We start from the raw sequence: 25,867 nt of genomic DNA, 5'->3' as shown, positions 1-25,867 counted from the left end.
GTGCGAAAGTCTCCCGTTACCGGCCCGTTAGCCACCGCGCTTGCGGGTCGGGGGGAGGTCAGGCATTAATGCTCCATGGCGACGCCCCGGATCGACGTGCTCGGTCGCACCCGACTGGTCGAGCAGGACCGTGTGATCGACCTGTCGCCGCGCCAACGCGCCGTCGTCGCCGGACTCGCCCTCCGCTTTCCCCGCGCCGTTCCGTTCGACGACCTGATCGCAATGGTCTGGGGCGACGCGGCCCCGAAGACCGCTCGGGCCGCCCTCCAGAACGCGGTCGCCGCCATCCGTACGAAACTCGCCGATCCGTCGCTCGTGGAGACCGACGGTGCCTCGTATCGGCTCGCCGACGGCATCGACATCGACGTGACCACCCGGGTGTCCGTCGTGGCCGCGGCGGTCGCCACACCCGCCGTGAGCACGGACGGCGACGAGCTCCGACGCGAACTCGAAGCCTGGGACCCCCACGCGCTGTCGGATCTCGCCGACGACCCGGACGTGGTGGCCGCGCGGGCACGGCTCGCGTCGCTGCGCGACGCCGGTGTGGACCAGGTGGGCGCCGCGCTGCTGGCGAGCGGACGCACCGCCGAGGCGGTCGGCTATCTCGAAGCCGCGCTGATCGCCTCACCGACCCAGGCCGTGCGAGCCGCCCTGCTCGCCGTCGCCCTCCAACGCTCCGGTGCGGCGGCGGACGCGCTGACGCTGCTCGACCTGACCGAACGGCGCTCGGTGGAGGAGACCGGTATCGGACTGCCGGCCGGGATCGCGTCCCTGCGCTCGCGCATCCTCGACAACGACCCGTCGTTGCACACCCACGCCATCCTCGACGACATCCGCCGCGACATCGGTCTGTCCGCCGGTACCGGACCGGCGGTCGGCCGGGACGAGGAGCTGACCACGGTGCTCGAGCACATCTCCCGGCGCCGCAGCGTGGTCATCGTCGGGCCCGGCGGACTCGGCAAGACGACCCTGCTCGACGCCGTGTGCGGTCGGCTCGGCAGTCTCGTCGCCCGCACGACGTGCACCGAGAACCCGGAATCCCCGTACGAGCCCATCGTCGCCCTCCTGGACGAGATCGCGGCCCATCCGGCCGGCGCCGCCGCACTCCGGGCGGCGGTGCCCGGCGCGGATCCCGGCGCGTTGGCCTGGTTGGCGCCGGGCCTGATGGCGTTCGATCCCGACTCGGAACCGCCGCCGCGTCGTGAACTGCGACGCGCCCGGGCCGACGCCGCGGTCTGCAGCCTCCTGTCGGCGCTGGGACGTCGGGCACAACTCACCCTCGTCATCGACGACATCCATCTCGCGCCCGACACGACGCTCGGCATCCTCGCCACGGTGGCGTCGCGAGGTGACACCACCGTGGTCGCCGCCGGACGACCCGTCGAACGCCCGTTCCCCGAGAGCCTGCGTCCGATCGGACTCACGCCGCTGGACGCCGCGGCGGTCACCGCGCTCGTCGGACGCCTGGTCGACGCGGAGGGCGACGACCTGGACGACGTCGGCGCCGAGTTGGCCCGGCGGACGGGCGGCAACGCGTTCTTCGTGGTCGCGACCGTGCGCCACCTCCTCGACCGCGGTGCGTTGCGCCGCACCGACGGCGTGTGGGCGCTCAGCGGGGACGCCGGCGTGCCGCCGACGGTCGAGGTCGCCGTCGCCCAGCGCCTCGACGTCCTGTCCCTCGCCGCCCGCCGGGTCGTGGACCATGTCGCGGTCGCAGCCGATCCCGTCGATCGCGCTCTCATCGAGTCTGTTCTGGGTCCGGCGGCCGGGCGCGGGATCGAGGAAGCCGTGCAGGAACGGGTGCTCGTCGAGCACGGCCCACTGCTGCGCACCGTCCACGACCTGCTGGGGGAGGCCACCCGCCTGATGTTGTCGGACGCCCGAGCGATCGAGATCCACGATCGCCTCGCCGGGGCCTACGCCGCCGGACCCGAGCCCGATCTGGGTCGAGTGGCGCGGCATCGATTCGCGGCTCGACGACTGGACCCGGGCGCTGCCGTCGAGGCTCTCGAACGGGCGGCCGAAGCGGCACGGGAGGCAGTGGCCCCCGAGTTCGCCGCCGATCATCTCGCCAAGGCCCGCCAGATCGTCGACGCGCCCCGCTCGCGCCACGGCATCCGGTTGACCATCGAGGAGGGATCGGCGCGGCGCGAGGCCGGTGACCCCCACCACGTGGAGCTCCTGCGCGACGCCGCGTTCACGGCCCATCAGGAGGGACACGCCGACCTGACCGCCGACGCCCTCATCGAGCTCGGCGACGTCGGACGCCTCACCGGGCCCGGCGGCGCGGACGCGGACGTCACCGAACTCGTCACGCAGCTGATCGCTGGCCTGGACGACCCGCATCGTGGCGCCCGCGTCAGGGCGACCGCATCGGTGTGGTTCGCGATGGGGCCCCAATGGCAACGGGCCCACGAGCTCTGGGCCGACGCCCTCACCGTCGCCGAGGAATCCGGTGACCCCCACCTGGTCTGTGAGGTGCTCCGCCTCCTCGACCGGGGAACCGACGGCCCCCACCACGGGGAATGGCGCGTCGAGCTCTCGCGACGATGCATCGAGCTGGGCGAGGACCTGGACGATCCCCTGGCGGAGTACCGCGGTCATCTCGCGGGGTATGGCGCGATGCTGCAGCACGGCACCGGGGCGGAACTCGATGCCCACGTCGCCGCGATGGAGCGGCTCGAACCCACGGTCCACAACGGCCGCGGGCGTCGCGTCCTGAGCTATTTCCGGGCCGGGCGGGCCCACCTCCACGGCGAGCTCGCGGCCGCCGAGGGATTCCTGAACGCCGCCAGCGGCTTCCCCAACGTCCTCTCCGAGTCCTGGGATCTGCTCGCATCATCCTCAGTCCTGCTGGCCATCCGACTCGAGCAGGGTCGAGGCGGCGAACTCCATCCGCTCGCCGAGGCGATGTCGGAGGCCCACCCGCACATGGGTGTGTGGCTGGCAGCCGCCGCTCGTTGCGCGTTCGAGCTCGGCGACCATCACCAAGCAGCCGAGATGGTGCGTCGACTCCACGCGATCGACTACGAGACGATCAGTCGGGACCAGGTGTGGCTGCTGGCGATGACGTCGACGGGCCATGTCGCCGCCGAGGTGGGACTCGTCGACATCGCCGAGCACGTGGCCGACCAGCTCGCCCCCTACCGCGGCAACGGCTCGTGGTGTGGTCACGGCGCCTACGACCCGGTCGACGTCAGCTTGTGCCACATCGCCCTCGCCGCCGACCGGCCCGCGGATGCCGCCGATCACGCCGATGCCGTCATCGCGGTCGCCAGGCGGCTCGCCGCCCCGATCTACGTCGGCCGCGGCATCGTCCTGGCCGCTCGGGTCGCCGCCCACCATCCACCGAGCCGCGAGCGATGGGACGACATCGAAGGTCAGCTGCGCGACACGCACGACCTGGCGATCCACAGTGGGTGGCATGCCCTGCGCGACGAGGCCGCCGCAGTGCTGGCGACTAGCGCGTATACGCCAGGTTGAGCGCGGCCTTCGGACCCCACTCCTCGTCACCGGACCACGAGATCGTCCCGGCATCGAGCTGCTGGTGAGGATCGATCCGCCCGGCCGCCAGCATGATGAACGTCCCGACATCGGTGGTGACGACCACGTCGGGTTCGTCCACGCGCTCGACGCGCGTCGCCCGACCGTCGACCGTCACGGCGATGTCGCGCTCGATGTCCCCGCGGATCTCGAAGACGACCGACTTCCCCTCGGGCAGACCGATCTTCTTGCCGACGATGTAACCCACCGCCCCATCGACCTCGGACAGCGCCATCTCGGCGGCCGGGCCGGCGTCGTCGAGCGACTCGCCGAGCGGGACGGCGATGTCGCGAGCGTGGACCCACAGGTCGAACACGCGGACCTGGAGGAAGCCACCGTAGGTGCCGATGCCCGTGGGGGTGATCGACGGCTGATCGATGACGGAGGCGTCGAGGCGTTCGAGCTCGGCCAGCCGTGTGGCGGTGACCTCCTGGACTCGGATCGCGAAGTCGGCGCGGGAGAGCGCGGCGGCCTCCGCCTCGAACGCGCCCATCTTCTCGAAGGGCGGGGGTGCCTCGGCAGACGGCTCCCAGCCGGTCAGCACGACCTCCACCCCGAGAGTGTGGGTGATCACGCCGCGCACGTCCCAGTCGGGGCACAGCGACTGGGTGGCCATCTCGTCGTCGGACAACCGGCCGGCGAGGTCGTTGTAGTGGGCGAACAGCCCTCGGTGGGCGTCCACATAGTCGGACAACTGGAACGTCATCGGGCGGGCTTCTCCCTGCTCTCCCACTCACGGGCTTCGAAGTACGGCTTGAACACGTTGGCGATGTGGCCCATGTCCTCGTCGGTCTTGGGGGTCTTCAACTCGTACAGCCGGTCGACCTTGCTGTAGGCGACGGTCAGGTCCCACAGGTCGAGCGCCTCCTGGCCGACGGGGGCCGGCGCGACGACCGGACCGTAGACCTGACGTTCGCCGGGGAAGATGATCGTCGGCACGCCGAAGCCACCGGAGTTCGCGATCGCGTCGTGGTCGGCCTTGACGTCGTCGTGGGTCGTCTCGTCCTCGATCGCGGCGCGCACCACCGCCGGATCGATGCCGAGCTCCTCGCAGATCTCCTCGGCGACTTCCGGCCGGTGGGGCTTGCGCCCGTCCTCGTGGAGGGCCCGGCCGGCGGCCTCGTAGAACCGGTCGCAGTCGTCCATCGACGTCCGCCGCAGCATCGCCGCGACCCGCAGCATCCCCCACCCGTAGGACCACTCGCGTTCCCACGGGTGCTTCTTGCCCTCCTCGCGGTTGATCTCCTCGAGCGAGAAGAAGCGCCAGTCGATGTCGAGGGGCACCGTCTCGCGGACGGTCCGGATCCACTTGGCCGTCTGGTACGCCCACGGGCACATGACATCGAAGTGGAAGGCGATCTTCAGCGGCTCGGTCGCGATGTCGCTCATGGCGCGACCGTAGCCGGGGGTTGCTGCCGCGAGAAACTGTCAGGCAGACTGCCACTTATGAGTGACGCAGAACTCGACCAGGTCAACGACGCCCTCGACACGCTTCTCGCGGAGCACGACCCGAAGGCGGAGGGATACGAGGAGTTCCGAGGTCATCAGTACGACCACGGGCTCGCCTGGGTGCAGTATCCGGCGGGCAAGGGTGGCCTCGGCGTCCGGCCCCAGCTCCAGCGCGAGGTCAACCGCCGTCTGGCCGAGGCCGGTGCCAAGCCCATGGATCCGTCGATGTTCTTCATCGCCCTCGCCGGGCCGACGATCCTCACCCACGGCAGCGACGAACAGCACGATCGCTTCCTGCGCCCCATGTTCACGGGTGAACACAAGTGGTGCCAGCTCTTCTCCGAGCCCGGCGCCGGTTCCGACTTCGCCGGTCTCGGCACCAAGGCCGTCCAGGACGGCGACGAGTGGATCGTCAACGGGCAGAAGGTGTGGAACACGCTCGCCCACATCGCCGACTGGGGAATGCTCGTCACCCGCACCGACCCGGACATGCCGAAACACAAGGGCATGACCTACTTCGCGCTCGACATGAAGGCGGAGGGGGTCGAAGTGCGACCGCTGCGCCAGATCACGGGCGAGGCGGAGTTCAACGAGGTCTACATGACCGATGTGCGCGTGCCCGACGACTGTCGGATCGGTGAGCGGGGCGAGGGGTGGCGCGCCGCGCTGACCACGCTGATGAACGAACGCACCGCGATCGGCGGGGGCGGCGGCGGCTCGGCGCCGAAGGTGGGCAGCGGCGCGATCGGCAACCTCGTCAAGGTCTACGAAGCGAGCGACCAGAAGGACGAGGCGCGCCAGGACGAGCTGATGCAGCTCTGGATCCGAGCCGAGGTGCTCCGTCTCACCAACATGCGGGCCATCCAGGCCGCCAAGAAGGGGCAGCCTGGCCCCGAGGGATCGGTGGCCAAGCTCGCCGGCGCCGAGCTGAACAAGGACATCTACAGCTGGGCGGTCGGTCTCCAGGGCATGGCCGGGCAGGTCGGTTTCGACTACACGTTCCGCCGTCCCGGCGCCGTCGATCTCGACGGCAGCAGCCAGGGCATCGGGTATGCGTTCCTGCGGGCGCGGGCCAACTCGATCGAGGGCGGCACCTCCGAGGTCCTGCGCAACATCATGGGCGAGCAGATGCTGGGCCTCCCCGGCGAACCCCGCATCGACAAGGACGTCGCCTGGTCCGACGTCCCCAAGAACTAAAAGCCGGGCTTCTTAACCGAGTTATGGTCGTTTTTCGACCATAAGTCGGTTAAGAACGCGGTCTGGTGGGGTGGATCAGGCGGATCCGAGGGCGTCGACGACGCGTCGGTGCAGTTGTTGTTTGATTCGGCCCACGGAGCTCTCGGCGGTCGCGGCGAGCGGGAGGCCCAGCTCGGCGGCGGCCGTCATCAGCCTGTCCAGCGGCACGGACCGGTCGACGAACCCCGCGGCCACGGCCTCGGCGGCGGTGTAGCGGTGGCCGGTGACGATCGCGTCACGGGCGACCGGCGACACGAGCAGGTCCTGGATCATCGCGAGCAGGCCACGGGAGAAGGTCATCCCCAGGTGGACCTCGGGCCAGCACACGAAGCCCCGGTCCTCCCGCATGACGACATGGTCGTGGGCGAGCACCGCGAACGCGCCGGCACCGAAGGCGTGCCCGTTCACCGCGGCGACGGTCGGCGCCGGGAACGTGAGGATGCGGGCGAGCACCCGCTCCACCGAGTTGACGTAGACGACGATGTCCTCGGACGGCTTGCCCGCCATCCACTCCACGTCGAGGCCGTTCGAATAGTGCTTGCCCGCACCCGTTGTGAGCAGCACCTTCGGGCCGGTCGCGGCCTCCACCTCGTCGAGGATCTCGTTCATGGCGGACACCCACCCGCGGTCGGTGGTGTTGAGGTCGTCGCCGAAGCTCACGACGAAGAGTTCGCCGTCCTGGGTGAGAGTGGGTGCGCTCATGGGCCGGACCATAGCCGGGGGTTTGCACGGGCCAGGATGGACGGCGAGGATCGCGGACCGTGACCCGTCCCACCGTGCTCATCTCCCACATGGAGGGCCTGCGCCCGTTCGACGACGCCGCGTTGGACCGTCTCGATCGAGTCGGTCGTCTGCTCGATCGCGAGCCGCTCTCGTCCTGGGACGACGACCGGGCCGACGCACTCCTCGCCGAGGCCGAGATCATCGTGGGCCACTGGGGAACCCCGACCATCACCGCGGACCTGCTCGCCCGGGCGCCGAAGCTGCGGATGTTCGCCTACGCCGCCGGCACCATCAAGTGGTCGATGAGCGATGACGCCTGGGATGTGCGCGACCTCGTCGTCACCTCGGGTGCATCGGCCAACGCCGAGCCGGTCGCCGAGTACACGCTCGCCATGATCCTCCTCGCGAACAAGCGGGTGTTCCCCGCCGTCGACCTCATGCGGGATCGAGAGACCTGGGCGGTACCCCCGACCGCCCGCGAGCACGGCAACTGGGACAAGACCGTCGCCCTCGTGTCGGCGAGTCTGATCGGTCGTCGGGTGGCCGAGCTGCTCCAGCCGTTCCCCCACCTGCCGGTGGAGATCTACGACCCGTTCGTCGACGCCGCCACGATCGAATCACTCGGCGCCACCAAGGCCGAGGACCTCCTCGATCTGTGTCGGCGCGCCGACGTGCTGTCGATCCACGCGCCGGCGTTGCCGGCGACCCACAACCTCATCGGCGCCGAGCATCTCGCCGCGCTGCCCGACGGGGCGACGGTGATCAACACGAGCCGCGGCCACTGTCTGGACCTCGACGCCCTCGTGGCCGAGCTCGAATCAGGCCGCCTCTTCGCGATCATCGACGTGACCGATCCGCTCGAACCGCTCCCCGACGATCACGCCCTGCGCCGGCTTCCCAACGCCGTGTACACCCCCCACGTCGCCGGATCGCAGGGCACCGAGCTCGCCCGCATGGCCGACTGGGTCTGCGACGAGGTCGAGCGGTTCGTCGCCGGCCGGCCACAACGAAACCGCATCACCCGTGACATGATCGACAAGATCGCCTGACCAGGAGCAATACCCACATGTCCGACGCCATCGCCTTCGACGACATCGACGCCATCAACGCCCACGCCTCCGACGAGTACGGCGACTGGGGGACCGAGATCGAGGTCACCCAGGAGATGATCAACGACTTCGCCGAGCTCACCGGCGACCGCCAGTGGATCCACATCGACGTCGAGCGCTGCATCAAGGAGAGCCCCTTCGGCGGCCCGATCGCCCACGGCTATCTCACGATGAGCCTCATGCCGAAGCTGATCTCCGTCCCGGTCCAGCTGAGCGGCGTGAAGAACGCCGTGAACTTCGGCTGCGGGGGCGCCCGGTTCCTCTCCCCCGTGCCCGCCGGATCGACCATCCACGCCCGGTCCCGCCTGATCGGCGCCGAGCAGCACCGGGCCGGCACCCTGCTCAGCTTCGAGTCGGCGACCCACGTCAAGGGGAACGAGAAGCCCTCGCTCGTCTACACGAGCCAGATCCTCTACCAGGGCTGACGCCGATGCCCGAGCCGGGCAACCTCATCGAGACGCTCCGCGCCGCGGCCGACCACCGGCTCGACGCACCCGCGCTGGTCGAACCCGGCGGCCCGACGATCACCTACGGCGCCCTGTTCGACCGCGCCGCCCGCCTCGCCCGCGTGCTTGCGGATCGCGGGGTCACCCCCGGCGACCGGGTCCTGGTCACGACCGACAAGTCCCCCGACACGGTCGCCCTCTACCTCGCGTGTCTGCACGCCGGCGCGGTGCACACCCCGCTCAACCCGGCCTTCACCGCAGACGAGCAGGCCTACTTCGTCGGCGACGCCGACCCAGCGCTGACCGTCGGTCCGGGAGCGATCCCCCTCGAAACCCTCGTCGACGAGGCGCGGCGAGCGACCCCGGCGACCGTGGTCCCCCGGGACGACCACGACCTCGCGGCCCTGCTCTACACCTCGGGGACGACCGGCCGGCCGAAGGGCGCCGCGCTCACCCACGCGAACCTGCGCCACAACGCCTTCGCCCTCCACGAGGCGTGGCGGTTCGAGCCGGACGACCACCTGATCCACTCGCTCCCGCTGTTCCACGTGCACGGCCTGTTCGTCGCGCTCCACTGTTCGCTGCTGTCGGCCGTCCCGATGACGTTCCTGCGCCGCTTCGACGTCGACGCGGTGATCGAGGCGTTGGCGGACGCCACGGTGCTGATGGGGGTGCCCACCCACTACCACCGACTCCTCGGCGACGACCGCTTCGATCGGTCCCGCACGGCCGGCATGCGCCTCTTCACCTGCGGATCGGCGCCGCTCCCGGCCGCCCAGTTCGACCTCTTCAGCGAGCGAACCGGGCACCGGTTGTGCGAGCGCTACGGCATGAGCGAGGCGGGGATCATGACGTCGAACCCGTACGACGGTGAGCGGCTCGCGGGCACGGTCGGCTTCGCCCTGCGCGACGTCGAGATCCGGGTGCGCAACCGCGGCGGATCGATCGCCACGGACGGCGAACCCGGGGACCTGGAGGTGCGGGGCCCGCATCTGTTCCGGGAGTACTGGGGCATGCCCGAGGCGACGGCGGCCGCGCACACCGACGACGGTTGGTTCGTGACCGGCGATGTCGGCAGCATGGCATCGGACGGACGGATCACGCTGCAGGGGCGCGCCGGCGACATGATCATCAGCGGCGGCGAGAATGTCTACCCCCGGGAGATCGAACGGGTGCTCGACGAGCAGCCCGGGATCGTCGAGTCGGCCGTCGTCGGCGTCCCCCATCCCGACTTCGGCGAGGCCGTGGTCGCGGTGCTGGTCGCCGACGACGACCACGACTCGGCCTCCGTCGACGCCGCCCTCGCGGCGCGGCTCGCCCGCTACAAGCATCCCAAGGCAACGGTCGTCGTCGACGCCCTTCCCCGCAACGCGATGGGCAAGGTGCAAAAGGCCGTCCTGCGCGACGACTACGCCGAGCTCTTCACCGGCTGATCGGCCTCCGGGGAACGTGCCCCGCCGGCGGTGGCGCGCCGACGCACCCACCGCAACCCCTGCCACAGCGCAATGATCACCAGCGCGGGGACGAGGAGCCGGATGGTGCCGCGGCCGACCGCTCCCTCGATGCTGTCCGTCAGCTCGTGGGCATCGTGGGCGAGCTCGGCATCGTCGCCCGCGGCCCAGAGCTCGCGCAGGGCCAGCAGGTCAGCATCCGGATCGCTCCCCCAGAGCCCGACGGTTGCGAGAAGGCCCCGATCGCCGGTCACGGCGGCCTCGGCTTCGTCGAACGCGTCCAGCGCCATCTCCTGCCGTTCGAGCAGGTCGACGACCGCGGTCAGGTCGTCGGCCGCCTCCTCGAAGAGCACCTGGGCGTCGGTGCGGGGCTCGAGCTCGAGCGACGCCGCCCAGCCGGCGAGGCTGTCGCGCGTGACGATCACGTCGCTGACCTCGGCCTGGCGTCCGAAGAACGTGTCGAACTCCCACGCCGCCATGGCATGACGCAGGAAGGGCGGCAGCGCCCAGCTCCCGGCGCGGGATTCGAGCGCCGCGTAGTCGACGACGGCCGCCGCCCGCCGGTCGATCAGCAGGTCGTCGACGTCGTCGGTGACCATCTCGCGAAAGGCCGACGCGGCATCGTCGACGCCGCCCGCCCGTTCGATCAGATCGAGCAGGGTCTGCCAACCGGGATCGAGGATGCGCGGCTCGGCCACCGGTCCCGGATACGGCGTGGTCTCCGCTCGTAGCGCATCGATGACCGCCCGCACGCCCGCCGCGCCGAGTTCGTCGACCAGGTCGGCGACCATCGCCTCGGGGGATGCATCGAGGTGGGGCTCGCCGGCGAACCCGATCGCCAGCCCCTCGATGAACCATGCGACGTCGACGTCGACGTCGGCCAGCCAGATGTGGGCCAGCTGATGGTCCACGGAGGCGGCGTCGTCGTCGGCGAGCTCGACGAGGTCGTCCTCGACCAGATCATGGCCGGCCGACGGAAGGGCCCGGCGAATGGCGAAACCCTCGTCGAGCGTGCCGAACCAGGTGTCCAGCTCGCTCGCGATCGCCGCCGCCCGGTCAGCCGTGTCGGCGATCCATTCACGGTCGCCGCTCCAGCTGGTCACCGCGGCCAGCGGCGGGAGATCGATCAGATCGCCGTCGAACGCGGCGTGATCGACGAACTGCAGCCGCTGCCCGTCGTACGCCTCGGCAGGGAACTCGAAGGTGGCGAGCGGTTCGTCGATGCCGCTCACCGGCGTCGAGCCATCCGCCGCGGCGTAGCTCGCCGGAATCGTCACCCGGAGAGGGGAAGCCGCCGCGTCCGTCGCCGGGCCCGGCCGGAACGCATCGAACGAGACGGCGCCGGGGACGACGAGCGGACCGGGCAGGCCGTCGTGCATGATCGACCACGTGAGCTCGATCTCGGTCGAGGCCCCGGGCCCGAGCGACCGGGCGAACTGGACGAACCAGGTCGCGGTGCCGTCCTCGAACCCGGTCTGCGCGACGACCAGCGCCTCACTGCCCGACGATGCCGCGACCTCGTCGGCGGTCACCGGGAGCGATTCGAAGAACCCGGGGTAGGCGACGCCGGATCCCTCGTTCACGAACGAGTACGAGAAGCGCACGTCGACCCGCCCGGCCTCCGGTAGCACGACATAGTCGACGCTCGTCGTCTGCCGGAGGGTGCCGTCCTGGGCGCCGGCGCCGGCCGCAGGTACGAGCAGCGCGACCACCGCGACCAGGACCGCGACGAGACGGAGGGGGAGGCGGCCGAACACGGGCGCAGGTTACCCAGCCGCCGCGGTGCGGCGGACGCGGCGAACGCCGATGAGCAGCCCGGCGAGGGCGAGCACCGCGACCCCGGCGACCGCGGCCGCGATCCGCCGGGCACCGAGCGACTCGGCACCGTCGATGTCGCGCCGGAGCGCGTCCGCCCGTTGGACCGCCGCATCGTGCTCCCCCGCCTCGTAGTGGGCGACCACGGCCGCGAGATCCGCGTCGACGTCGGTGCCCCAGCTACCGATGTCGGCCACCCACGAACGGCTCGCCGCGACCGCAGCCTGGGCCGCCTCGACCGCAGCGAGTCCGTCGGCCTGGGCGAGCAGCGCCTCGGCCGCTCCCCGCGGATCGGTGGCGAAGAGGGCTTCGGCGTCGTCCGGCACCGCAACTCCCGCCGCCGCGCTCGCCGCAGCCAGCCGATCCCGTTCGTCGAGCAGGGCCGACGCCGCCGTCATTGCTTCCTCGGCCGTGGCGAAGTCCCACCGGGCCAGCGCGAGCCGGATCGCGGATGGCACACCCCACTCGCCGGAGCGGGCCTCGAACGCGGCGAGGCCGTCGCGCGCGTCGGTCCGGGCTGCGAGAACATCCCGCGGCGGCGTGGCCAGAACCCAGTCGACGAGCAGGGGCTCGATCATCTCGCTCCCCGCCGCCTCGGCATGATCGAGCAGGCGCTGCCAGTCCCGCAGCCCGTCGACGATCGGCAGGTCGTCGCCGTACGGGGAGCCGTCGCCGAGCAGGCCGCTGGCCGCGTCGCGCAGTGCCTCGTCCCCGATCTCGGCGGCGAGCGTGGAGAACAGTCCGGCCGCCGCGGCGTAGGCGTGGCGATCGGTCTCGTCGGCGCCCGCCCGCGGCTCCCACAGCTCCAGCGCGACGGCGGCCGGGTCGTCACGAGCCACCGGTGTGAACCCGGTGCGTCCGGTCGCCTGCCGTGCGTACTCCTCCGCGAGCCCTTCCGCGAGCCATGGGTCGAGGCGCCGATCGAACCACGCGTGGGCCAGCTCGTGGGCGAGGATTCGCCGGTCCAACACCGTCCCCATCTCGATCTCCCCGCCCCCGTCGGGCGTTCGCACGAACGAGCCGCCGTAGCCGTGCACGACATCGGCATTCGTCTCGCGCACCACCAGGGTGCCGGTCAACGACCACGGCTCGCCGACCAGATCGACCAGGGTCGGAATCAACACGACGAGATCGGCGCCGATGCCGAACCGCCAGAACACGTCCCCCTCCCACGTGGCCAGCTCCACCCCTGCGTCCGTGCCGGGTATCGCGAGGCCGGTGCGCTCCAGCCGATCGTCGTTGCGCATCTCGAACACCGCGGCGAAGTCACGACCCACACCGTCGGTCGCCAACGTGGCGACGAACCCCTCGTCGACGCGTTCCGCATCGACGCCGATCCAGCGGGCCTCGAAGAACGCGGGCCATTCGATCGCGACCGACCCACTCCCCGGATCGCCGATGCCCCGGGCCGGGAAGCTGACGTAGGCAGGATCGATCCGCGTCGCCGACGGCACCCGCAGGCCGACCGATGACCGGATCACGAACGTCACGGAGAGCTCCGCCACCTCGCCGGGACCGATCGCCCGGCCGAGCGAGAACGTGAACACCGCGAAGTCGTCGTCCGCCGGACCCGCGGCGACCGCCACCGCCACGCCGCTGCGACTCGCGGCAACGGTCTCCGGCGCCACGGCGGGCAACACGAGGGAGACGGCTTCGATCTCGCTCGTCGCCGCCGGGTCCACATTGCGCACCGTGACCCTCGCCGTCGCCCGCACTTCCCCGTTCTCCGGATCCACGCGATAGACGACCGCCGCGGCGACCCGATCACGATCCGGCGTGGCCTCATCGGCCTCCGTCGCTGACGCGGGGGCCGGCGCGACGACCACCATCGCGGCCAGTGCCGCGCAACCAACGAACCAGGACCGCACGCAAGCGACGGTATCCGGCCCGTCGTCTGTCTAGGGTCGACGGCCATGGAGCTGAAGACCACCCGCTGGGCCATCGACGACGGCGTGGCCACGCTCACCTTGTCGCGCCCCGAGTCCAACAACGCGTGGACGGGGCGCATGCACACCGAACTGCGTCATCTCCTCGACGTGGGCGAGTCCGATCCCGACGTGCGGGTGATCATCATCACCGGCGATCCCGCCGGTCGCACCTTCTGCCCCGGCGGCGACGCGCAGGCGCTCGCCGCGCACGCCGAGCGGGGCCGCTACGACCCCGGAACACCGCCGGACCTCGCCACCCCCGGCGCCGGGGTCGATCCGGCGTTCGAGGCCGACTTCACCTACCTGCTGGCGATGGAGACCCCGACCATCGCGGCGGTCAACGGGGCGGCGGCGGGCGTCGGCCTCGCCCTGCTGTGCTGGTGCGACATCCGCATCATCGCCCGCACGGCCAAGCTCACCAGCGCCCACGGCAAGCTGAACCTCCCGGCGGAGTACGGGCTGTCCTGGATCCTGCCCCGGCTGGTGGGGCGGGGCCGGGCGAGCGACATCCTGCTCAGTTCACGGATCCTGCTCGGCGAGGAGGCGGGCGAGCTCGGCCTGGCGAACCAGGTCACCGAGGCCGACGCGGTCCTCACCAGCGCCGAGCGCTACGCCCGTCAGCTGATCGAGACCGTCAGCCCCCACGCCTTGCGGGCCACGAAACGCCAGCTCGCGACCGACGCCACCCACGACGATCCGGCCCGCAGCGTGCGCGACGCACAGGCGCGACTCGAGCAGATGATGACGGAGGCGGACTATCGCGAAGGGGCCGCAGCGTTGAACGAGAAGCGCCCACCCCGTTGGGGCGCGGGACCTCCCGACTGAGCGGGAAATCCGCTCAAGCACGCCGTCCGACGCGCCGAAGGTAGTGGTGTCCGGCGGTTTCGCCCCCGCCGGTCACACATGAGAGACGGGTGGGGGTTGAACACTCCCTCCAACGCATCGCCACCAGCGCTTTTCCAGGGTGCTGGCGCACTCGTTCAACCTCCGCCCCCTCTCGAACCGCCGGCCCTCGGTCGGCGGTTCCGACGTTCTGGGGCTACCCCGAGATCAGGCTGGCGAGGGCCCAGATCGCGGCGACCACGCCCACCACGATGAAGACGATGCTGCGCGCCATCGGCGCCCGCTCGAGGTCGGCGTCGTCACGGCGCTCGTCGGGCGGACGCACCAGCGCGGCGAGGTTGCCGGCGGCCATCGCGCCGCCGATCGCCAATACCAACCAGGGAAGCAGATCCTCACCAAGGAACACGCGGCCATGTTGGCGGCGACCGGGGTCACCTGCCAACCGGGCCGAACGGCCCCCCTTTCCCGGGGGCCATCAACTCGTGGCGCCGGCCTCCGATACGGACAGTGGCCAACGGATTCGCCCCCGGTGGCCACGAGAGGAACGGGTGGGGGTCGGACACTCCCTCCAACGCAGCGCCGCCGCGCTTCTCCAGGGTGCCGGCGCCTCGTTCGGCCTCCGCCCTCCTCTCATCAACTGAGAAAATCGTCGTCGGTCACGTCGGTGCGGATGGACGTGGTGATCTCCACGTCCGTCGCCGACTGTCGGCGGACCCGGCTGGACAGCAGGGCCCCCGTTTCCTCGTCGAAACAGAACGCCGCGGCCCGTCCCCAGGTCGACCGCAGCAGGGGCTCGCGCAGTTCGACCTGGAAACACCCGTCGTCGCGGGCAACGTCGTAGAGACGGGCGTCGCCGACGACGAACCCGAGCACCAGCTGCATCTCGTCGGCAACCCGCTCGGCGTAGGTGCGTTGCGAGGACGCGGCCAGACAGCCCGGTGAGATCGCCTGGTCCGTGGACGTGTCGCAGGTCGTCACGCTGCCGTCGATCGACTCGCTGACCGAGCCGAGCCGGAACACCAGTCGGCGCGGCGGATCCTGGGCGACGAGGACGTCTCCGATCAGGGGTTCGCCGCCGTCGTCGAGGGTCCGGGTCCAGGTGCCCGACGTCACGAAGGTGGCGGTGCGCCACCGGTTCCACGCGACGATCAGCGCCTCCGCCGCATCCACGTCATGGTCGACCGGTGGGAAGGAGAGCTCGAGGGGCGGCCCGGAATCGTCGGGCTCGTCGTCCCACACGACAGTGGTGAGCACGACCGCGGCGAGCAGCCCGATCGCCACACCCGCAACCACGAGGATGACGGGTCGCATGTCCCGCAAGGTACTTCGGTCACCAGGTGCGTGGGACCATCGTCCCGAACACCGGGTTCGGGCTCAGGGGCCACGCGGTTCGGGACGATCCGTGAGGTATGCGTTTGCTGCGTCGCTCCGAGCATGTCGTGCCGACCATCGATCTCCGGACGGAATTCACGGCCAGCTGGGACAGCCTCGAGATCCATGGACAGGGCATCCACCACACGGCGGATGGTTCGCTGCTGGCGACCGAAGCCCTCCTGCGCTGGCGGCGCTCGGCGAACGAGCTCTGGGCAGCCGGCATGATCCTCCCGATCGCGGAGCAGACGAGCCGGATCGAGGAGTGCACGAACCGGGCGACCGAACTCGCCATCAGCCACTGGGCCCGCCGGTCCGACGCACCCCACGGCGGGCGCCTTGCGCTCAACCTGCACCACACGCAGCTCGCCCGGCCGACCGTCGCCGACGAGATCGAGGAACTGCTGGAACGGCACACCCTCCGGGCCGACAACCTCCTGCTCGAGATCCCCGACCACATCGGACCCGACGCCTGCCGCCGGGCCGTCGACCATCTCGCATCACTGTGCGCCGACGGGGCCCGGCTGGCCCTCGACGACCATCGCGGCGAGGGATCGGCCACCCGGCCGTCGCCGGACTGGTTGCCGACCGGCTCGATCGTGAAGCTCGATCGTGCCCTGGTGGGTTCGTGCGACGATGCGTTCGGCCGCGACATCCTCGCCCGCACCGCCGACGAGCTCCACGCCCAGGGGTACGACCTCGTCGCTCAGGCCGTGGAGCGGCCCGCCCAGTTGGCCTCCGTCATGGCGAGCCGCATCGCGTACACGCAGGGATGTCTCGCCGGGGCACCCCAGCCGATCGGCTGAGATCGACGTCAGCCCGCGGGCGGGAGATGCACGTCGCGCTGGGGGAACGGGATCGTGATTCCCGCATCGGCCAGGGCCGCGTGGACCGACAAGATGACCGCGGCGCGGGTCTCGCGTTCGATCTGGTTCGTCGCCCGATGCCAGAAGTCGATCTGGAACTCGATGGACGAGTCGGCGAAGGAGCGGGCCACGACGGTCGGTTCGGGGGTCTCCCGCACGCCGTCCGCGGCCGCCACTGCGGTGCGCAGGACGTCCGTGACCGTCGGCAGATCGCTGCGGTACGCCACCCCCACCTCCACCCGGGATCGACGGTGACCTTCGCGGCTGTGGTTGACCAACGGGCTGTCGAGCACCATGGAATTCGGGATGGTGACGAGTTCACCGTCGAACGTCTTCAGCATCACCGCCCGACCCGTGACCTCGACCACCACACCGTCATGGCCGTTCGTGGTGATCTCCTCCCCGCACTCGAGGGGTCGCTCGGTCTGGAGCACCACCCCGGCGAACAGGTTCTGCAGGACCGGCTGCAGGGCCAAGGCGATGGCGAGGCCACCGAGCCCGAGGGCGCCGATCAACGGGCCGATCTGGACGCCGACGATGCTCGCCGCGTAGATGAACCCGAACAGCAGGACCGTCCACCGGACGATCCGCACGACGAGCCCGACGGCGAGGGACGGCTGGGCGAGCCGTCGGGTGAGGCCGGCCATGACCACGCGACCGATGAGGACCGTGCCGAGGATCGCACCGAGGGCGACGGCGCCGGCGGTGACCCACTCCTCGACGGTGACGTCGGCGAGCATCAGAGGTCGCGGCGGGTGAGGTTCTTGAAGGAGGTGAACCGGGGGAGGAAGCCCAGATTGATGGTGCCCGTCGGACCGTTGCGGTGCTTGGCGACGATCACCTCGGCCATGCCCTCGTTCTCGCTCCCCGGGTTGTAGACCTCGTCGCGGTACAGGAACATCACGACGTCGGCATCCTGTTCGATCGAGCCCGACTCGCGCAGGTCGGCCAGCATCGGTCGCTTGTCCTGCCGCATCTCGAGATTTCGGGAGAGCTGGGACAGGCCGACCACCGGGCACTGGAGCTCGCGAGCGAGGATCTTGAGACCTCGACTGATCTCCGCGACCTCGACCTGACGGCTCTCGGCCCCCGCTCGGCCGGTCATCAGCTGGAGATAGTCGACCACGATCATGCCGAGATCACCGACCCGACTCTTCAGCCGCCGGGCCTTGGCCCGGATCTCCATGATCGTGAGGTTGGGGTTGTCGTCGATCCACAACGGCGCCTCGGCCAGACGACCGATGCCGTTCGAGATGCGGGTCCAGTCGTCCTCCTTGAGGTTGCCGTCGCGCATCGCCTTCGCGTCCACGTTGGCCTCGGCACACAACAGCCGCTGGGTGAGTTCGAGATGGCCCATCTCCAGGCTGAAGACGAGGGTCGGCCGGTTCTCCCGCACCGCCGCGTGGGCGGCCATGTTGAGGGCGAAGGAGGTCTTGCCCATGGCCGGACGGGCGCCGACGATCAGCAGGGCGTTGGGCTGGAGCCCGGACAGCAGCTCGTCGAGATCGATGAATCCGGTCGGCGTGCCGGTGATGCCCTCGCCGGCCTCGTAGAGCTGTTCGAGCCGGTCGAGGGTCGCGTCGAGAAGATCGCGGATCTCCCCCATCGTGTCGGCCACCCTGCCCTGGGCGACCTGGAACATCATGTTCTCGGCCTCGTCGACCGCCTTGGTGACGTCGTCGGGCCGGCTGTAGCCGATCTCGGCGATCTCGCCGGCCGTCTCGATGAGCCGGCGCAGGGTGTAGCGCTCCTGCACGATGCTGGCGTACTTGCCCGCGTTCGAGGTGGCGGGGGTGTTGACCTGCAACGCGATCAGACCATCGAGACCGCCGATGGTCTCGAGGACCCCGGCGCGATCGAGTTCCTCGGCGACCGTGACCGGGTCGACCGGATCGCCGGCGGCATAGAGCGTGGAGATCGCGTCGTAGACGTGGGCGTGGGCCGGGCGGTAGAAGTGCTCGACGGAGGCGACCTCGACGGCATCGGCGATGGCGTCGCGGCTCAGCAGCATGGCGCCGAGCAGGGACTCCTCGGCCTCCAGATTGTGGGGCGGCACACGGGAGGCCCGGGTCGTGTCCATCTCGCTCATCACCATGTGGGTTCCACTCCCGACGCCGACGCACGATCCTGGCCCCGCGGGCCTGTGCGGAGCCAGTGGGAATCTCCCGAATTCACGGGGAAATCAGGGCGAATTCCTGTGGACAGATCTTGCACACAGATCCCTCGCCCTGGGGATGACCCTGTGGACGGGTGGGGACGACCGTCCGGGCGCGCCGAAGTGGGCCCGCCGGGCACTCGGTTGATCGTGCGGTCACCCCGGGATCGAGGTGACCGCACCATCACGCTTCGATCACCTCGACGGTGATGGGGAACTCCACCTCGGGGTGGAGCTTGCACATCACCATCGCCTGGCCGAGATCCTTGAGGGGATGCTCGAGGTTGAGGGAGCGACGGTCGACCACCGCGCCGGTCTGGGCTTCGACCGCTTCCACGATCTCTGCGGCACCGACCGAGCCGAACAGTCGACCACCATCGCCGGCCTTGGCCGCGATCGTGATGACCGAGGGCACCAGCATCGTGGCGACCTCTTCGGCGTCGGCGCGGCTCGCCGCGTTCTTCATCGACGCGGCGCGGCGCATGGCCTCGGCCTGCACCTCCGCGCCCTTCGTGGCCTTCATCGCGAGGCCGCGCGGGTCGAGCAGATTCCGGAAGTGGCCGTCCGCGACATCACAGATGTCGCCCTTGCGGCCGAGTCCGTCGACGTCCTGTCGCAGGATCACCTTCACGATTCGGCCTCCTCGCCGGCCGCATCGGCCATCGTGGCGGTCTCGCCGTCGATGGTGACGCCCTCGAGCTCGGTCGTGTCGACCACGTCCGTGGTCTCCGTGTCGTCGGTCTCCTCGTCGCCACCGGGCGGCGGACCGCTCGGACGCGGCGCCGGACCGTCGGCGCGGCCGCGTTCACCGCGATCGCGGCTACGGCTCTGGTTCGTGACGCGGTTGGCGTAGGGGATCAACGCCATCTCACGGGCGACCTTGATCGCGTCCGCAACCAGCTTCTGCTGCTGGGTGTCGTTGCCGGTGACCCGACGGGCGCGGATCTTCGCCCGTTCGGACATGAAACGACGCAGCAGGTTCGCGTCCTTCCAATCGACGTACTCGATCTTCTCCTGAGCGAGGATCGAGACCTTCTTCTTGCCGCCGCGACGGTCGTTGGCCTTCATGCCCTTCGGGCCACCGCGCGGTTTCGACTTTGCCTTTGCCATGTTCTTCGTTCTCTCGTGTCGGTGGCCCTAGAAGGGCTCTTCGTCCATGTCGTATGCGGGGGGCGCCTGGTTGGCGGCCGGACGGCTCGCGCCGCCACCTCCGCCGCCCTGGCCTCCGCCCTGTCCGCCGCCTTCGCCGCGGAACTCGTTCTTGCGGATCTCGGCCGAGGCCCACTTGAGACTCGGGGCGACGTCGTCGGCGATGATCTCGACCGCGGAGCGGCGATCACCGTCGGGCGTGTCCCAGCTGCGCTGCTGGAGCATGCCGTAGACCACGACACGCGAACCCTTCGTGATCGACTCGGCGACGTTCTCCGCGAGCTGCCGGAAGCAGCTCACGTTGAAGAACGAGACCTCTTCTTCGCCGTCCGCCTTGCGCTTGTTCCACGCGACGCCGAAGTTCGCGACGGCCATGCCGCCCTGCGTGAACCGCAGCTCCGGATCGCGGGTCACGTTGCCCACGACGGTGATGGTGTTGTCGAATGCCATGTCGGTACCTCCCGGTCAGCCGGCCGCGGCCGGCGCCGCCTCACCGAAGAGACCACGCTTGGCGGCCTCCTTCTCGGGGAGACGGAACAGCTTGTGGCGGACGATGTCGTCCGCGAGACGGAGCTGGCGCTCGGTGTTGGGCAGACCGGCTGTCTCGGTCACAATCTCCCACACCACGTAGGTGCCTTCGGTCTTGTGGTCGATCTCGTAGGCGAACCGGCGCCGACCCCAGTTGTCGGTCGACTTCACGGTGCCACCTTCGTCGGTGATCAGACCTTCGGTACGGGTGATCATCTTGGGGATGTCGATCTCGGCGACATCGGAATCCACGATGATCATCAGTTCATAGGCTCGTTGCAGTGCCACGAGCTCACCTCCTCTGGACCCGCTTGCACGGGGCCCCTTCCCGGGGCAGGGGTTGTGTCGGTTGTACGTCCCCGAGGGGACGGCCCCCGAAGGGACGCCTGAAGGCTACCGGCGCAGCGCATGCACACCACTCTGCCGACGGGGTGTGACACCCACCCCCGCACCGCGGCGAACTGGCGTGTGCATCACCCGGAATCCGGGTGACCGGCACGCCGGTTCGGTGATCAGTGGGTGGCGAGGGGGCCGATCGTGTGGCGGATCAGGGGGACACCGGGGCGATAGGCGAGATGATGGTGGCTCGGGGCGTCGAGGATCACCGCGTGGGGGGCGGCGCCGGGGGTGAGTCGGCCGACGTCGTCTCGGCGCAGGGCCGCGGCACCGCCGATCGTCACCGCCTGGATCGCCTCGTCGATCGTCATGCCCATGTCGCGCACCGCGATGGCGATGCAGAACGAGATGGACGTCGTGTAGCTCGATCCGGGATTGCAGTTCGAGGCGATCGCGACTGTGACGCCCGCGTCGATCACCCGGCGGGCGTCCGCATAGGGCTGGCGGGTCGAGAAGTCCGCGGCGGGAAGGAAGGTCGCCACCGTGTCGCTCCCGGCCAGCGCCTCGATGTCGGTGTCGGTGAGGTAGGTGCAGTGGTCGACCGACGCGCAGCCGCACTCCACGGCGAGCTGCACACCCGGCCCGGCACCGAGCTGGTTGCCGTGCAGGCGCAGACCGAGCCCGGCAGCCCGGCCGGCCTCGAGCACGGCGCGGCTCTGGTCCTCGTCGAACGCGCCGGTCTCGCAGAAGGCATCGATCCAGCGGGCCTTCGACGCGGACGCCTCGAGCATCTCGCCGCAGACGAGGTCGACATAGTCGTCCGTCCGACCCTCGTACTCGGCGGGCACGAGATGGGCACCGAGGAACGTCGTCTCCGTGGTGTGACGACCGGCGACGTCCAGACTGCGCACCTCGTCGTCGACGTTGAGGCCGTAGCCGGACTTGATCTCGATCGTCGTCGTCCCCGCCCGGTGCGCTTCGCGGAGACGGATGCGCACGAGACGGTCGAGCTCGGACGTGGCCGCGGCCCTGGTCGCGTCCGTCGTCACCCGGATTCCGCCGCCGTCATAGGGGCGACCGGCCATGCGGGCGGTGAACTCCTCGCTGCGATCACCGGCGAAGACCAGATGGGTGTGACTGTCCACGAAGCCGGGCAGGACACACCCGCCCTCCGCCCCGATCCGCTCGTCGGCGATCTGGCCCGCCGGGCCGACGGCGACGACCATGTCGTCGTCGATCACGACCGACGCGTCGCGCACGAGGCCCAGCGGACCCTCCCCCAGGGCGGGATCGTTGGTCACGAGCAGACCGATGTCGTCGATGACGGTGGTGGTCATGCGAACAACTCCTTGATCGCGGCGTCGAGTTCGCCCGGGACGTCGAGAGTCAGATGACGACCGTCGGCCACCACGGCGCGACCATCGACGACCACGTCGGTGACATCGGCCGCGGTCGCCGCGAACACGACGGCCTCGATCACGGCGTCGTCGGGGGTCCCGGCCGTGCGTTGCGAGTCGAGCCGCACGGTCACGAGATCGGCCCGCATCCCCACCGCGAGGGCGCCGGCGTCGGGCCAGCCGAGCGCGCCATGGCCGTTGCGTGTCGCCATCGTCAGCAAGGCGGCAGCGGAATGTAGTCCCCGTTGCTCCGCGCGGAGCCGCTCGTGGAGCTCCACCGCGCGGGCCTCGACGAAGTGGTCGATCACGGCGTGGCTGTCGCTGCCGAGGTGCATCCCCACGCCGGTCGCGCCGAGGTCGACCGACGGGCCGATGCCGTCGCCGAGGTCACGTTCCGTCGTCGGGCAGAGGCCCACGGAGGCTCCCGTCGCCGCCAGGAGGTCGATGTCGCCCGGCTCGAGATGGGTCGCATGAATCGCACTGAACCGCGGCCCCAGCGCGCCGACCCCGCCGAGCAGGGCCATCGGCGTGCGGCCGTGGTGGGCGAGGCAGGCGTCGTTCTCGGCCGGCTGCTCGCTCACGTGCGCGTGCACCGGCGCCTGCGCCGCGTCGGCCCACCGGGCGACCACGGCGGCGGCCGCCGGGTCCACCGCCCGCACGCTGTGGATCGCCGCCCCGATCGCCTGCCCGGGCCCGGCCGCCAGCCCCGCCACCCGGTCGACCCACGCCTCGGCCCCGGCATCGGCGTAGCGACGCTGGGCATCGGACACCGGACGGTAGCCGTCGGCGTCCAGGCCACCGTGGAGGTACAGCGTGTCGAGCAACGTGATGCGCAGACCCGCCTCACCCGCAGCCTCGAGCAGCGCCGCCCCCATCGCGTTGGCGTCGTCGTACGGCGTGCCGTCGGGCTGATGGTGGACATAGTGGAACTCGCCGACGACGGTGTGACCGGCTGTGACCATCTCCGCGAACACCGCCCGGGCGAGGCGCCGGTAGTTGTCGGGATCGAGCCGCCCCGCGGCCTCGTACATGACGTCGCGCCACGTCCAGAACGACCCCGAGCCGGCCTGGGTGCGCGAGCGCAGCGCCCGGTGGAACGCGTGGCTGTGGGTGTTGGCGAGGCCGGGGATCGTCACGCCGGCGAGCCGCACCGCATCACGCGGCGGTGACGGGTCGGGGGCGATCGCGGTGATCCGGCCGTCCGTCGCGTCGATCGTGATGCCGGACTGCGGCCCGTCCGGGAGCACCGCGTGTTCGCACCACCAGCGGCTCACGACCCGACGCGCTCCACGAACGCGGAGATCCGTTCGACGAACGCGTCGCGATGGTGCCGTTCGAATTCCTCCCAGGTGCTCAGCGATCGCGGGTCGGCCCGGTCGACGATCAGCAGACCGTCGAGATGATCGCACTCGTGCTGCCACGTGCCCGCGGTGAGTCCGCGCACGACCTCGTCGTGGTCGACCCCCTCGCGATCGAGATAGCGGACCCGCACCTGCACGTGGCGCGTCACATCGCCCCGCACGGGTACCGAGAGGCACCCCTCGTTGATCACCACCGTCTCGTCGTCGATCGGCTCGATCACGGGGTTGATCGCAACGGTGAGGGGCAGCCGGGGTTTGTACGGGTAGCGGGGGTTGTCGGCGACCTCCATCACGACCACTCGGCGGTGCACGCCGATCTGCGTCGCGGCGAGCCCGGCGCCGTTCGCGTCACGCATCGTCTCGATCAGGTCGTCGACGAGCCGCTGCACCTCGGGGGACCCGATCTCGGCGGGATCCACCGGCTCGGCCACCACCCGCAACGCCGGGTCGCCGAGCTGGAGGATCGACCGCACGGTCATGCGTCGGGCTCCAGCATCGGCACCTGCACGCCCCGTTCCCTCGCGACGGCGGCGGCCGCCTCGTAGCCGGCGTCGACATGGCGCATCACACCGGTGGCGGGATCGTTCGTCAGCACCCGTTCGAGTTTCTCCGCCGCGAGTTCGGTCCCGTCGGCGACCGTGACCTGACCCGCGTGGATCGACCGACCGATGCCGACCCCGCCGCCGTGGTGGATGCTCACCCACGTCGCCCCCGAGCAGCTGTTGACGAGCCCGTTCAGCAGCGGCCAGTCGGCGATCGCGTCGGACCCGTCGAGCATCCCCTCGGTCTCGCGGTACGGCGACGCCACCGATCCCGAGTCGAGATGGTCGCGACCGATGACGACCGGGGCCGAGAGCTCACCGGTGCGCACCATCTCGTTGAAGCGCAGGCCGAGGCGGTGACGTTCGCCGTAGCCGAGCCAGCAGATCCGCGCCGGCAGACCCTGGAACGCGACCCGTTCGCCGGCGAGGCGGATCCAGCGGGCGAGCGACTCGTTCTCGGGGAACTCCTCCAGCACGGCGCGGTCGGTCGCCGCGATGTCGGCCGGGTCGCCCGAGAGCGCCACCCACCGGAACGGCCCCATCCCCTCGCAGAAGAGGGGACGGATGTAGGCGGGCAGGAAGCCCGGATAGTCGAAGGCCCGCTCGAAACCGCCGAGCTTCGCTTCGGCCCGGAGGCTGTTGCCGTAGTCGAACACCTCGCTCCCGGCGTCCATGAAACCGACCATCGCCTGGCAGTGGGTCGCCATGGCGACCCGGGCCCGACGGGTGAACTCCGCGGGATCGCTCGAACGGAGTTCGGCGGCCGCCTCGGGGGAGAGGTCGTTGGGGAGGTAGCTGAGCGGGTCGTGGGCCGAGGTCTGGTCGGTGACGATGTCGGCGGCCACTCCGTCGGCGAGGAGCCGGGGCAGCACGTCGGCCGCATTGCCGAGCAGGCCCACCGAGAGCGGCGTGCGTGACGCCTTCGCCGCCGTGACCCGGGCGACGGCGGCCTCGTAGTCGTCGGCGATCTCGTCGAGATAGCGGTGCTCCACCCGGCGCTCGAGCATGTGCCGGTCGACGTCCACGATGAGCACGACGCCGTCGTTCATCGTGACCGCGAGGGGCTGGGCCCCGCCCATCCCGCCGGCGCCGGCGGTGACGGTCAGCGTGCCGGCAAGCGTGCCGCCGAAGCGGCGCCGGGCGATCTCGGCGAAGCACTCGAAGGTGCCCTGGAGGATCCCCTGCGTGCCGATGTAGATCCACGAGCCCGCCGTCATCTGGCCGTACATCGTCAGACCCTCGTGTTCGAGCCGACGGAACTCGTCCCAGTTCGCCCAGTCGGGCACCAGGTTCGAGTTGGCGATGAGCACCCGCGGCGCCCACTCGTGGGTGCGGACGACACCCACCGGCTTGCCCGACTGCACGAGCATCGTCTCGTCGTCGGCCAGCGTCGTGAGCGTGTGGAGCATGGCCTGGTAGGCCGGCCACGAGCGGGCGGCCCGGCCGGTGCCGCCGTAGACGACGAGCTCGTCGGGATTCTCGGCGACCTCCGCGTCCAGATTGTTCTGCAGCATGCGGTAGGCCGCTTCCTGCGACCACCCGCGGCAGTGCAGGGTGTTGCCGCGAGGCGCCGAGATGTCGCGGACAGGACTGCCGATCGGGCCGAACGAACTCATGGT

At 70.5% G+C, this 25,867-nt stretch carries 23 protein-coding genes and 1 pseudogene; 7 read left to right on the top strand and 17 right to left on the bottom strand.

Annotated features, from left to right (window positions below):
- The first annotated feature begins 75 nt into the window (after positions 1-75).
- The gene (locus R8F63_17255) at positions 76-3,483 is read left to right on the top strand and encodes an AAA family ATPase (GenBank protein ID MDW3220359.1); all 3,408 of its coding nucleotides are present in this window, start codon (positions 76-78) and stop codon (positions 3,481-3,483) included.
- On the opposite strand, the gene R8F63_17250 is transcribed toward R8F63_17255, so the two are convergent.
- Both R8F63_17250 and R8F63_17245 read right to left on the bottom strand, forming a co-directional pair.
- A complete protein-coding gene (locus tag R8F63_17250; GenBank protein ID MDW3220358.1) occupies positions 3,461-4,249 on the bottom strand; it encodes a maleylpyruvate isomerase family mycothiol-dependent enzyme in 789 nt (262 codons plus the stop codon). The two genes, R8F63_17255 and R8F63_17250, sit on opposite strands and share 23 nt — an antisense overlap.
- The gene (locus R8F63_17245; GenBank protein ID MDW3220357.1) at positions 4,246-4,932 is read right to left on the bottom strand and encodes a DsbA family protein; all 687 of its coding nucleotides are present in this window, start codon (positions 4,930-4,932) and stop codon (positions 4,246-4,248) included. The genes R8F63_17250 and R8F63_17245 overlap by 4 nt, the downstream gene beginning before the upstream one ends.
- A 57-nt stretch (positions 4,933-4,989) precedes the next feature.
- Here R8F63_17245 and R8F63_17240 point away from each other — a divergent pair, with 57 nt between their 5' ends.
- Entirely contained in the window at positions 4,990-6,189 is a 1,200-nt protein-coding gene (locus R8F63_17240) for an acyl-CoA dehydrogenase family protein (protein ID MDW3220356.1), read from the top strand.
- Positions 6,190-6,264: 75 nt separating this feature from the next.
- Here R8F63_17240 and R8F63_17235 read toward each other — a convergent pair whose 3' ends face one another.
- The gene (locus R8F63_17235; protein MDW3220355.1) at positions 6,265-6,930 is read right to left on the bottom strand and encodes an enoyl-CoA hydratase/isomerase family protein; all 666 of its coding nucleotides are present in this window, start codon (positions 6,928-6,930) and stop codon (positions 6,265-6,267) included.
- A 59-nt stretch (positions 6,931-6,989) separates the two neighbouring features.
- Here R8F63_17235 and R8F63_17230 point away from each other — a divergent pair, with 59 nt between their 5' ends.
- From R8F63_17230 to R8F63_17220, 3 genes are read left to right on the top strand one after another with little or no spacing between them, the layout of a single operon-like run.
- Positions 6,990-8,000, top strand: a complete 1,011-nt coding sequence (locus tag R8F63_17230) for a hydroxyacid dehydrogenase (protein MDW3220354.1) — start codon at positions 6,990-6,992, stop codon at positions 7,998-8,000.
- Positions 8,001-8,017: 17 nt separating this feature from the next.
- Positions 8,018-8,485, top strand: a complete 468-nt coding sequence (locus R8F63_17225; protein ID MDW3220353.1) for a MaoC family dehydratase — start codon at positions 8,018-8,020, stop codon at positions 8,483-8,485.
- Positions 8,486-8,490: 5 nt separating this feature from the next.
- A complete protein-coding gene (locus R8F63_17220) occupies positions 8,491-9,939 on the top strand; it encodes an AMP-binding protein (GenBank protein MDW3220352.1) in 1,449 nt (482 codons plus the stop codon).
- On the opposite strand, the gene R8F63_17215 is transcribed toward R8F63_17220, so the two are convergent.
- Both R8F63_17215 and R8F63_17210 read right to left on the bottom strand, forming a co-directional pair.
- A complete protein-coding gene (locus tag R8F63_17215) occupies positions 9,915-11,714 on the bottom strand; it encodes a hypothetical protein (protein MDW3220351.1) in 1,800 nt (599 codons plus the stop codon). The two genes, R8F63_17220 and R8F63_17215, sit on opposite strands and share 25 nt — an antisense overlap.
- A gap of 9 nt (positions 11,715-11,723) precedes the next feature.
- A complete protein-coding gene (locus tag R8F63_17210) occupies positions 11,724-13,640 on the bottom strand; it encodes a hypothetical protein (GenBank protein ID MDW3220350.1) in 1,917 nt (638 codons plus the stop codon).
- A 45-nt stretch (positions 13,641-13,685) separates the two neighbouring features.
- Between R8F63_17210 and R8F63_17205 the strand changes: the two genes are divergently transcribed.
- Positions 13,686-14,525: an enoyl-CoA hydratase-related protein gene (locus R8F63_17205; GenBank protein ID MDW3220349.1), complete on the top strand. Its 840-nt coding sequence runs from the start codon at positions 13,686-13,688 to the stop codon at positions 14,523-14,525.
- 214 nt (positions 14,526-14,739) lie between these two features.
- Here R8F63_17205 and R8F63_17200 read toward each other — a convergent pair whose 3' ends face one another.
- Together R8F63_17200 and R8F63_17195 are read right to left on the bottom strand one after the other, a co-directional pair.
- The gene (locus R8F63_17200) at positions 14,740-14,949 is read right to left on the bottom strand and encodes a hypothetical protein (GenBank protein ID MDW3220348.1); all 210 of its coding nucleotides are present in this window, start codon (positions 14,947-14,949) and stop codon (positions 14,740-14,742) included.
- A gap of 227 nt (positions 14,950-15,176) precedes the next feature.
- Positions 15,177-15,854: a hypothetical protein gene (locus tag R8F63_17195; GenBank protein MDW3220347.1), complete on the bottom strand. Its 678-nt coding sequence runs from the start codon at positions 15,852-15,854 to the stop codon at positions 15,177-15,179.
- Between the two features lie 98 nt (positions 15,855-15,952).
- Between R8F63_17195 and R8F63_17190 the strand changes: the two genes are divergently transcribed.
- Positions 15,953-16,720 (top strand): EAL domain-containing protein, encoded by a 768-nt coding sequence (locus R8F63_17190; GenBank protein ID MDW3220346.1) that lies wholly within the window; start codon positions 15,953-15,955, stop codon positions 16,718-16,720.
- 8 nt (positions 16,721-16,728) lie between these two features.
- On the opposite strand, the gene R8F63_17185 is transcribed toward R8F63_17190, so the two are convergent.
- From R8F63_17185 to hutU, 10 genes and pseudogenes are all read right to left on the bottom strand, one after another.
- Entirely contained in the window at positions 16,729-17,520 is a 792-nt protein-coding gene (locus tag R8F63_17185) for a mechanosensitive ion channel family protein (GenBank protein MDW3220345.1), read from the bottom strand.
- Positions 17,520-18,869 (bottom strand): replicative DNA helicase, encoded by a 1,350-nt coding sequence (gene dnaB, locus R8F63_17180; GenBank protein ID MDW3220344.1) that lies wholly within the window; start codon positions 18,867-18,869, stop codon positions 17,520-17,522. Before dnaB ends, R8F63_17185 begins: the two co-directional genes overlap by 1 nt.
- Positions 18,870-19,119: 250 nt before the next feature.
- Positions 19,120-19,566 (bottom strand): 50S ribosomal protein L9, encoded by a 447-nt coding sequence (rplI, locus tag R8F63_17175; GenBank protein ID MDW3220343.1) that lies wholly within the window; start codon positions 19,564-19,566, stop codon positions 19,120-19,122.
- Between the two features lie 218 nt (positions 19,567-19,784).
- Positions 19,785-20,003 (bottom strand): annotated as a pseudogene (gene rpsR, locus R8F63_17170) (30S ribosomal protein S18).
- 69 nt (positions 20,004-20,072) lie between these two features.
- Entirely contained in the window at positions 20,073-20,534 is a 462-nt protein-coding gene (gene ssb, locus R8F63_17165; GenBank protein ID MDW3220342.1) for a single-stranded DNA-binding protein, read from the bottom strand.
- A 15-nt stretch (positions 20,535-20,549) separates the two neighbouring features.
- Positions 20,550-20,900, bottom strand: coding sequence for a 30S ribosomal protein S6 (gene rpsF / locus R8F63_17160; GenBank protein ID MDW3220341.1), 351 nt, complete (start codon positions 20,898-20,900; stop codon positions 20,550-20,552).
- Positions 20,901-21,124: 224 nt separating this feature from the next.
- Positions 21,125-22,285, bottom strand: coding sequence for an imidazolonepropionase (hutI, locus tag R8F63_17155; protein MDW3220340.1), 1,161 nt, complete (start codon positions 22,283-22,285; stop codon positions 21,125-21,127).
- On the bottom strand, positions 22,282-23,619 hold the full coding sequence (locus R8F63_17150; protein MDW3220339.1) for a formimidoylglutamate deiminase: 1,338 nt from the start codon (positions 23,617-23,619) through the stop codon (positions 22,282-22,284). Before R8F63_17150 ends, hutI begins: the two co-directional genes overlap by 4 nt.
- Entirely contained in the window at positions 23,616-24,185 is a 570-nt protein-coding gene (def, locus tag R8F63_17145) for a peptide deformylase (protein MDW3220338.1), read from the bottom strand. The genes R8F63_17150 and def overlap by 4 nt, the downstream gene beginning before the upstream one ends.
- Entirely contained in the window at positions 24,182-25,864 is a 1,683-nt protein-coding gene (gene hutU, locus R8F63_17140) for a urocanate hydratase (protein MDW3220337.1), read from the bottom strand. The genes def and hutU overlap by 4 nt, the downstream gene beginning before the upstream one ends.
- Positions 25,865-25,867 lie beyond the last annotated feature (3 nt).

It is taken from the genome of Acidimicrobiales bacterium (assembly GCA_033344915.1).
Taxonomy (GTDB): domain Bacteria; phylum Actinomycetota; class Acidimicrobiia; order Acidimicrobiales; family Aldehydirespiratoraceae; genus JAJRXC01.
This window is presented reverse-complemented; position numbering and strand designations above follow the sequence as displayed.

What these genes read in the sequence shown, in the direction of transcription:
- R8F63_17190 (MDW3220346.1), top strand. Translation starts at nt 15,953, where the DNA reads ATGCGTTTGCTGCGTCGCTCCGAGCATGTCGTGCCGACCATCGATCTC.
- dnaB (MDW3220344.1), bottom strand. Translation starts at nt 18,869, where the DNA reads ATGAGCGAGATGGACACGACCCGGGCCTCCCGTGTGCCGCCCCACAAT.
- R8F63_17185 (MDW3220345.1), bottom strand. Translation starts at nt 17,520, where the DNA reads ATGCTCGCCGACGTCACCGTCGAGGAGTGGGTCACCGCCGGCGCCGTC.
- R8F63_17250 (MDW3220358.1), bottom strand. Translation starts at nt 4,249, where the DNA reads ATGACGTTCCAGTTGTCCGACTATGTGGACGCCCACCGAGGGCTGTTC.
- R8F63_17225 (MDW3220353.1), top strand. Translation starts at nt 8,018, where the DNA reads ATGTCCGACGCCATCGCCTTCGACGACATCGACGCCATCAACGCCCAC.
- R8F63_17240 (MDW3220356.1), top strand. Translation starts at nt 4,990, where the DNA reads ATGAGTGACGCAGAACTCGACCAGGTCAACGACGCCCTCGACACGCTT.
- R8F63_17235 (MDW3220355.1), bottom strand. Translation starts at nt 6,930, where the DNA reads ATGAGCGCACCCACTCTCACCCAGGACGGCGAACTCTTCGTCGTGAGC.
- R8F63_17245 (MDW3220357.1), bottom strand. Translation starts at nt 4,932, where the DNA reads ATGAGCGACATCGCGACCGAGCCGCTGAAGATCGCCTTCCACTTCGAT.
- R8F63_17195 (MDW3220347.1), bottom strand. Translation starts at nt 15,854, where the DNA reads ATGCGACCCGTCATCCTCGTGGTTGCGGGTGTGGCGATCGGGCTGCTC.
- def (MDW3220338.1), bottom strand. Translation starts at nt 24,185, where the DNA reads ATGACCGTGCGGTCGATCCTCCAGCTCGGCGACCCGGCGTTGCGGGTG.
- R8F63_17205 (MDW3220349.1), top strand. Translation starts at nt 13,686, where the DNA reads ATGGAGCTGAAGACCACCCGCTGGGCCATCGACGACGGCGTGGCCACG.
- hutU (MDW3220337.1), bottom strand. Translation starts at nt 25,864, where the DNA reads ATGAGTTCGTTCGGCCCGATCGGCAGTCCTGTCCGCGACATCTCGGCG.
- R8F63_17255 (MDW3220359.1), top strand. Translation starts at nt 76, where the DNA reads ATGGCGACGCCCCGGATCGACGTGCTCGGTCGCACCCGACTGGTCGAG.
- hutI (MDW3220340.1), bottom strand. Translation starts at nt 22,285, where the DNA reads ATGACCACCACCGTCATCGACGACATCGGTCTGCTCGTGACCAACGAT.
- R8F63_17220 (MDW3220352.1), top strand. Translation starts at nt 8,491, where the DNA reads ATGCCCGAGCCGGGCAACCTCATCGAGACGCTCCGCGCCGCGGCCGAC.
- ssb (MDW3220342.1), bottom strand. Translation starts at nt 20,534, where the DNA reads ATGGCATTCGACAACACCATCACCGTCGTGGGCAACGTGACCCGCGAT.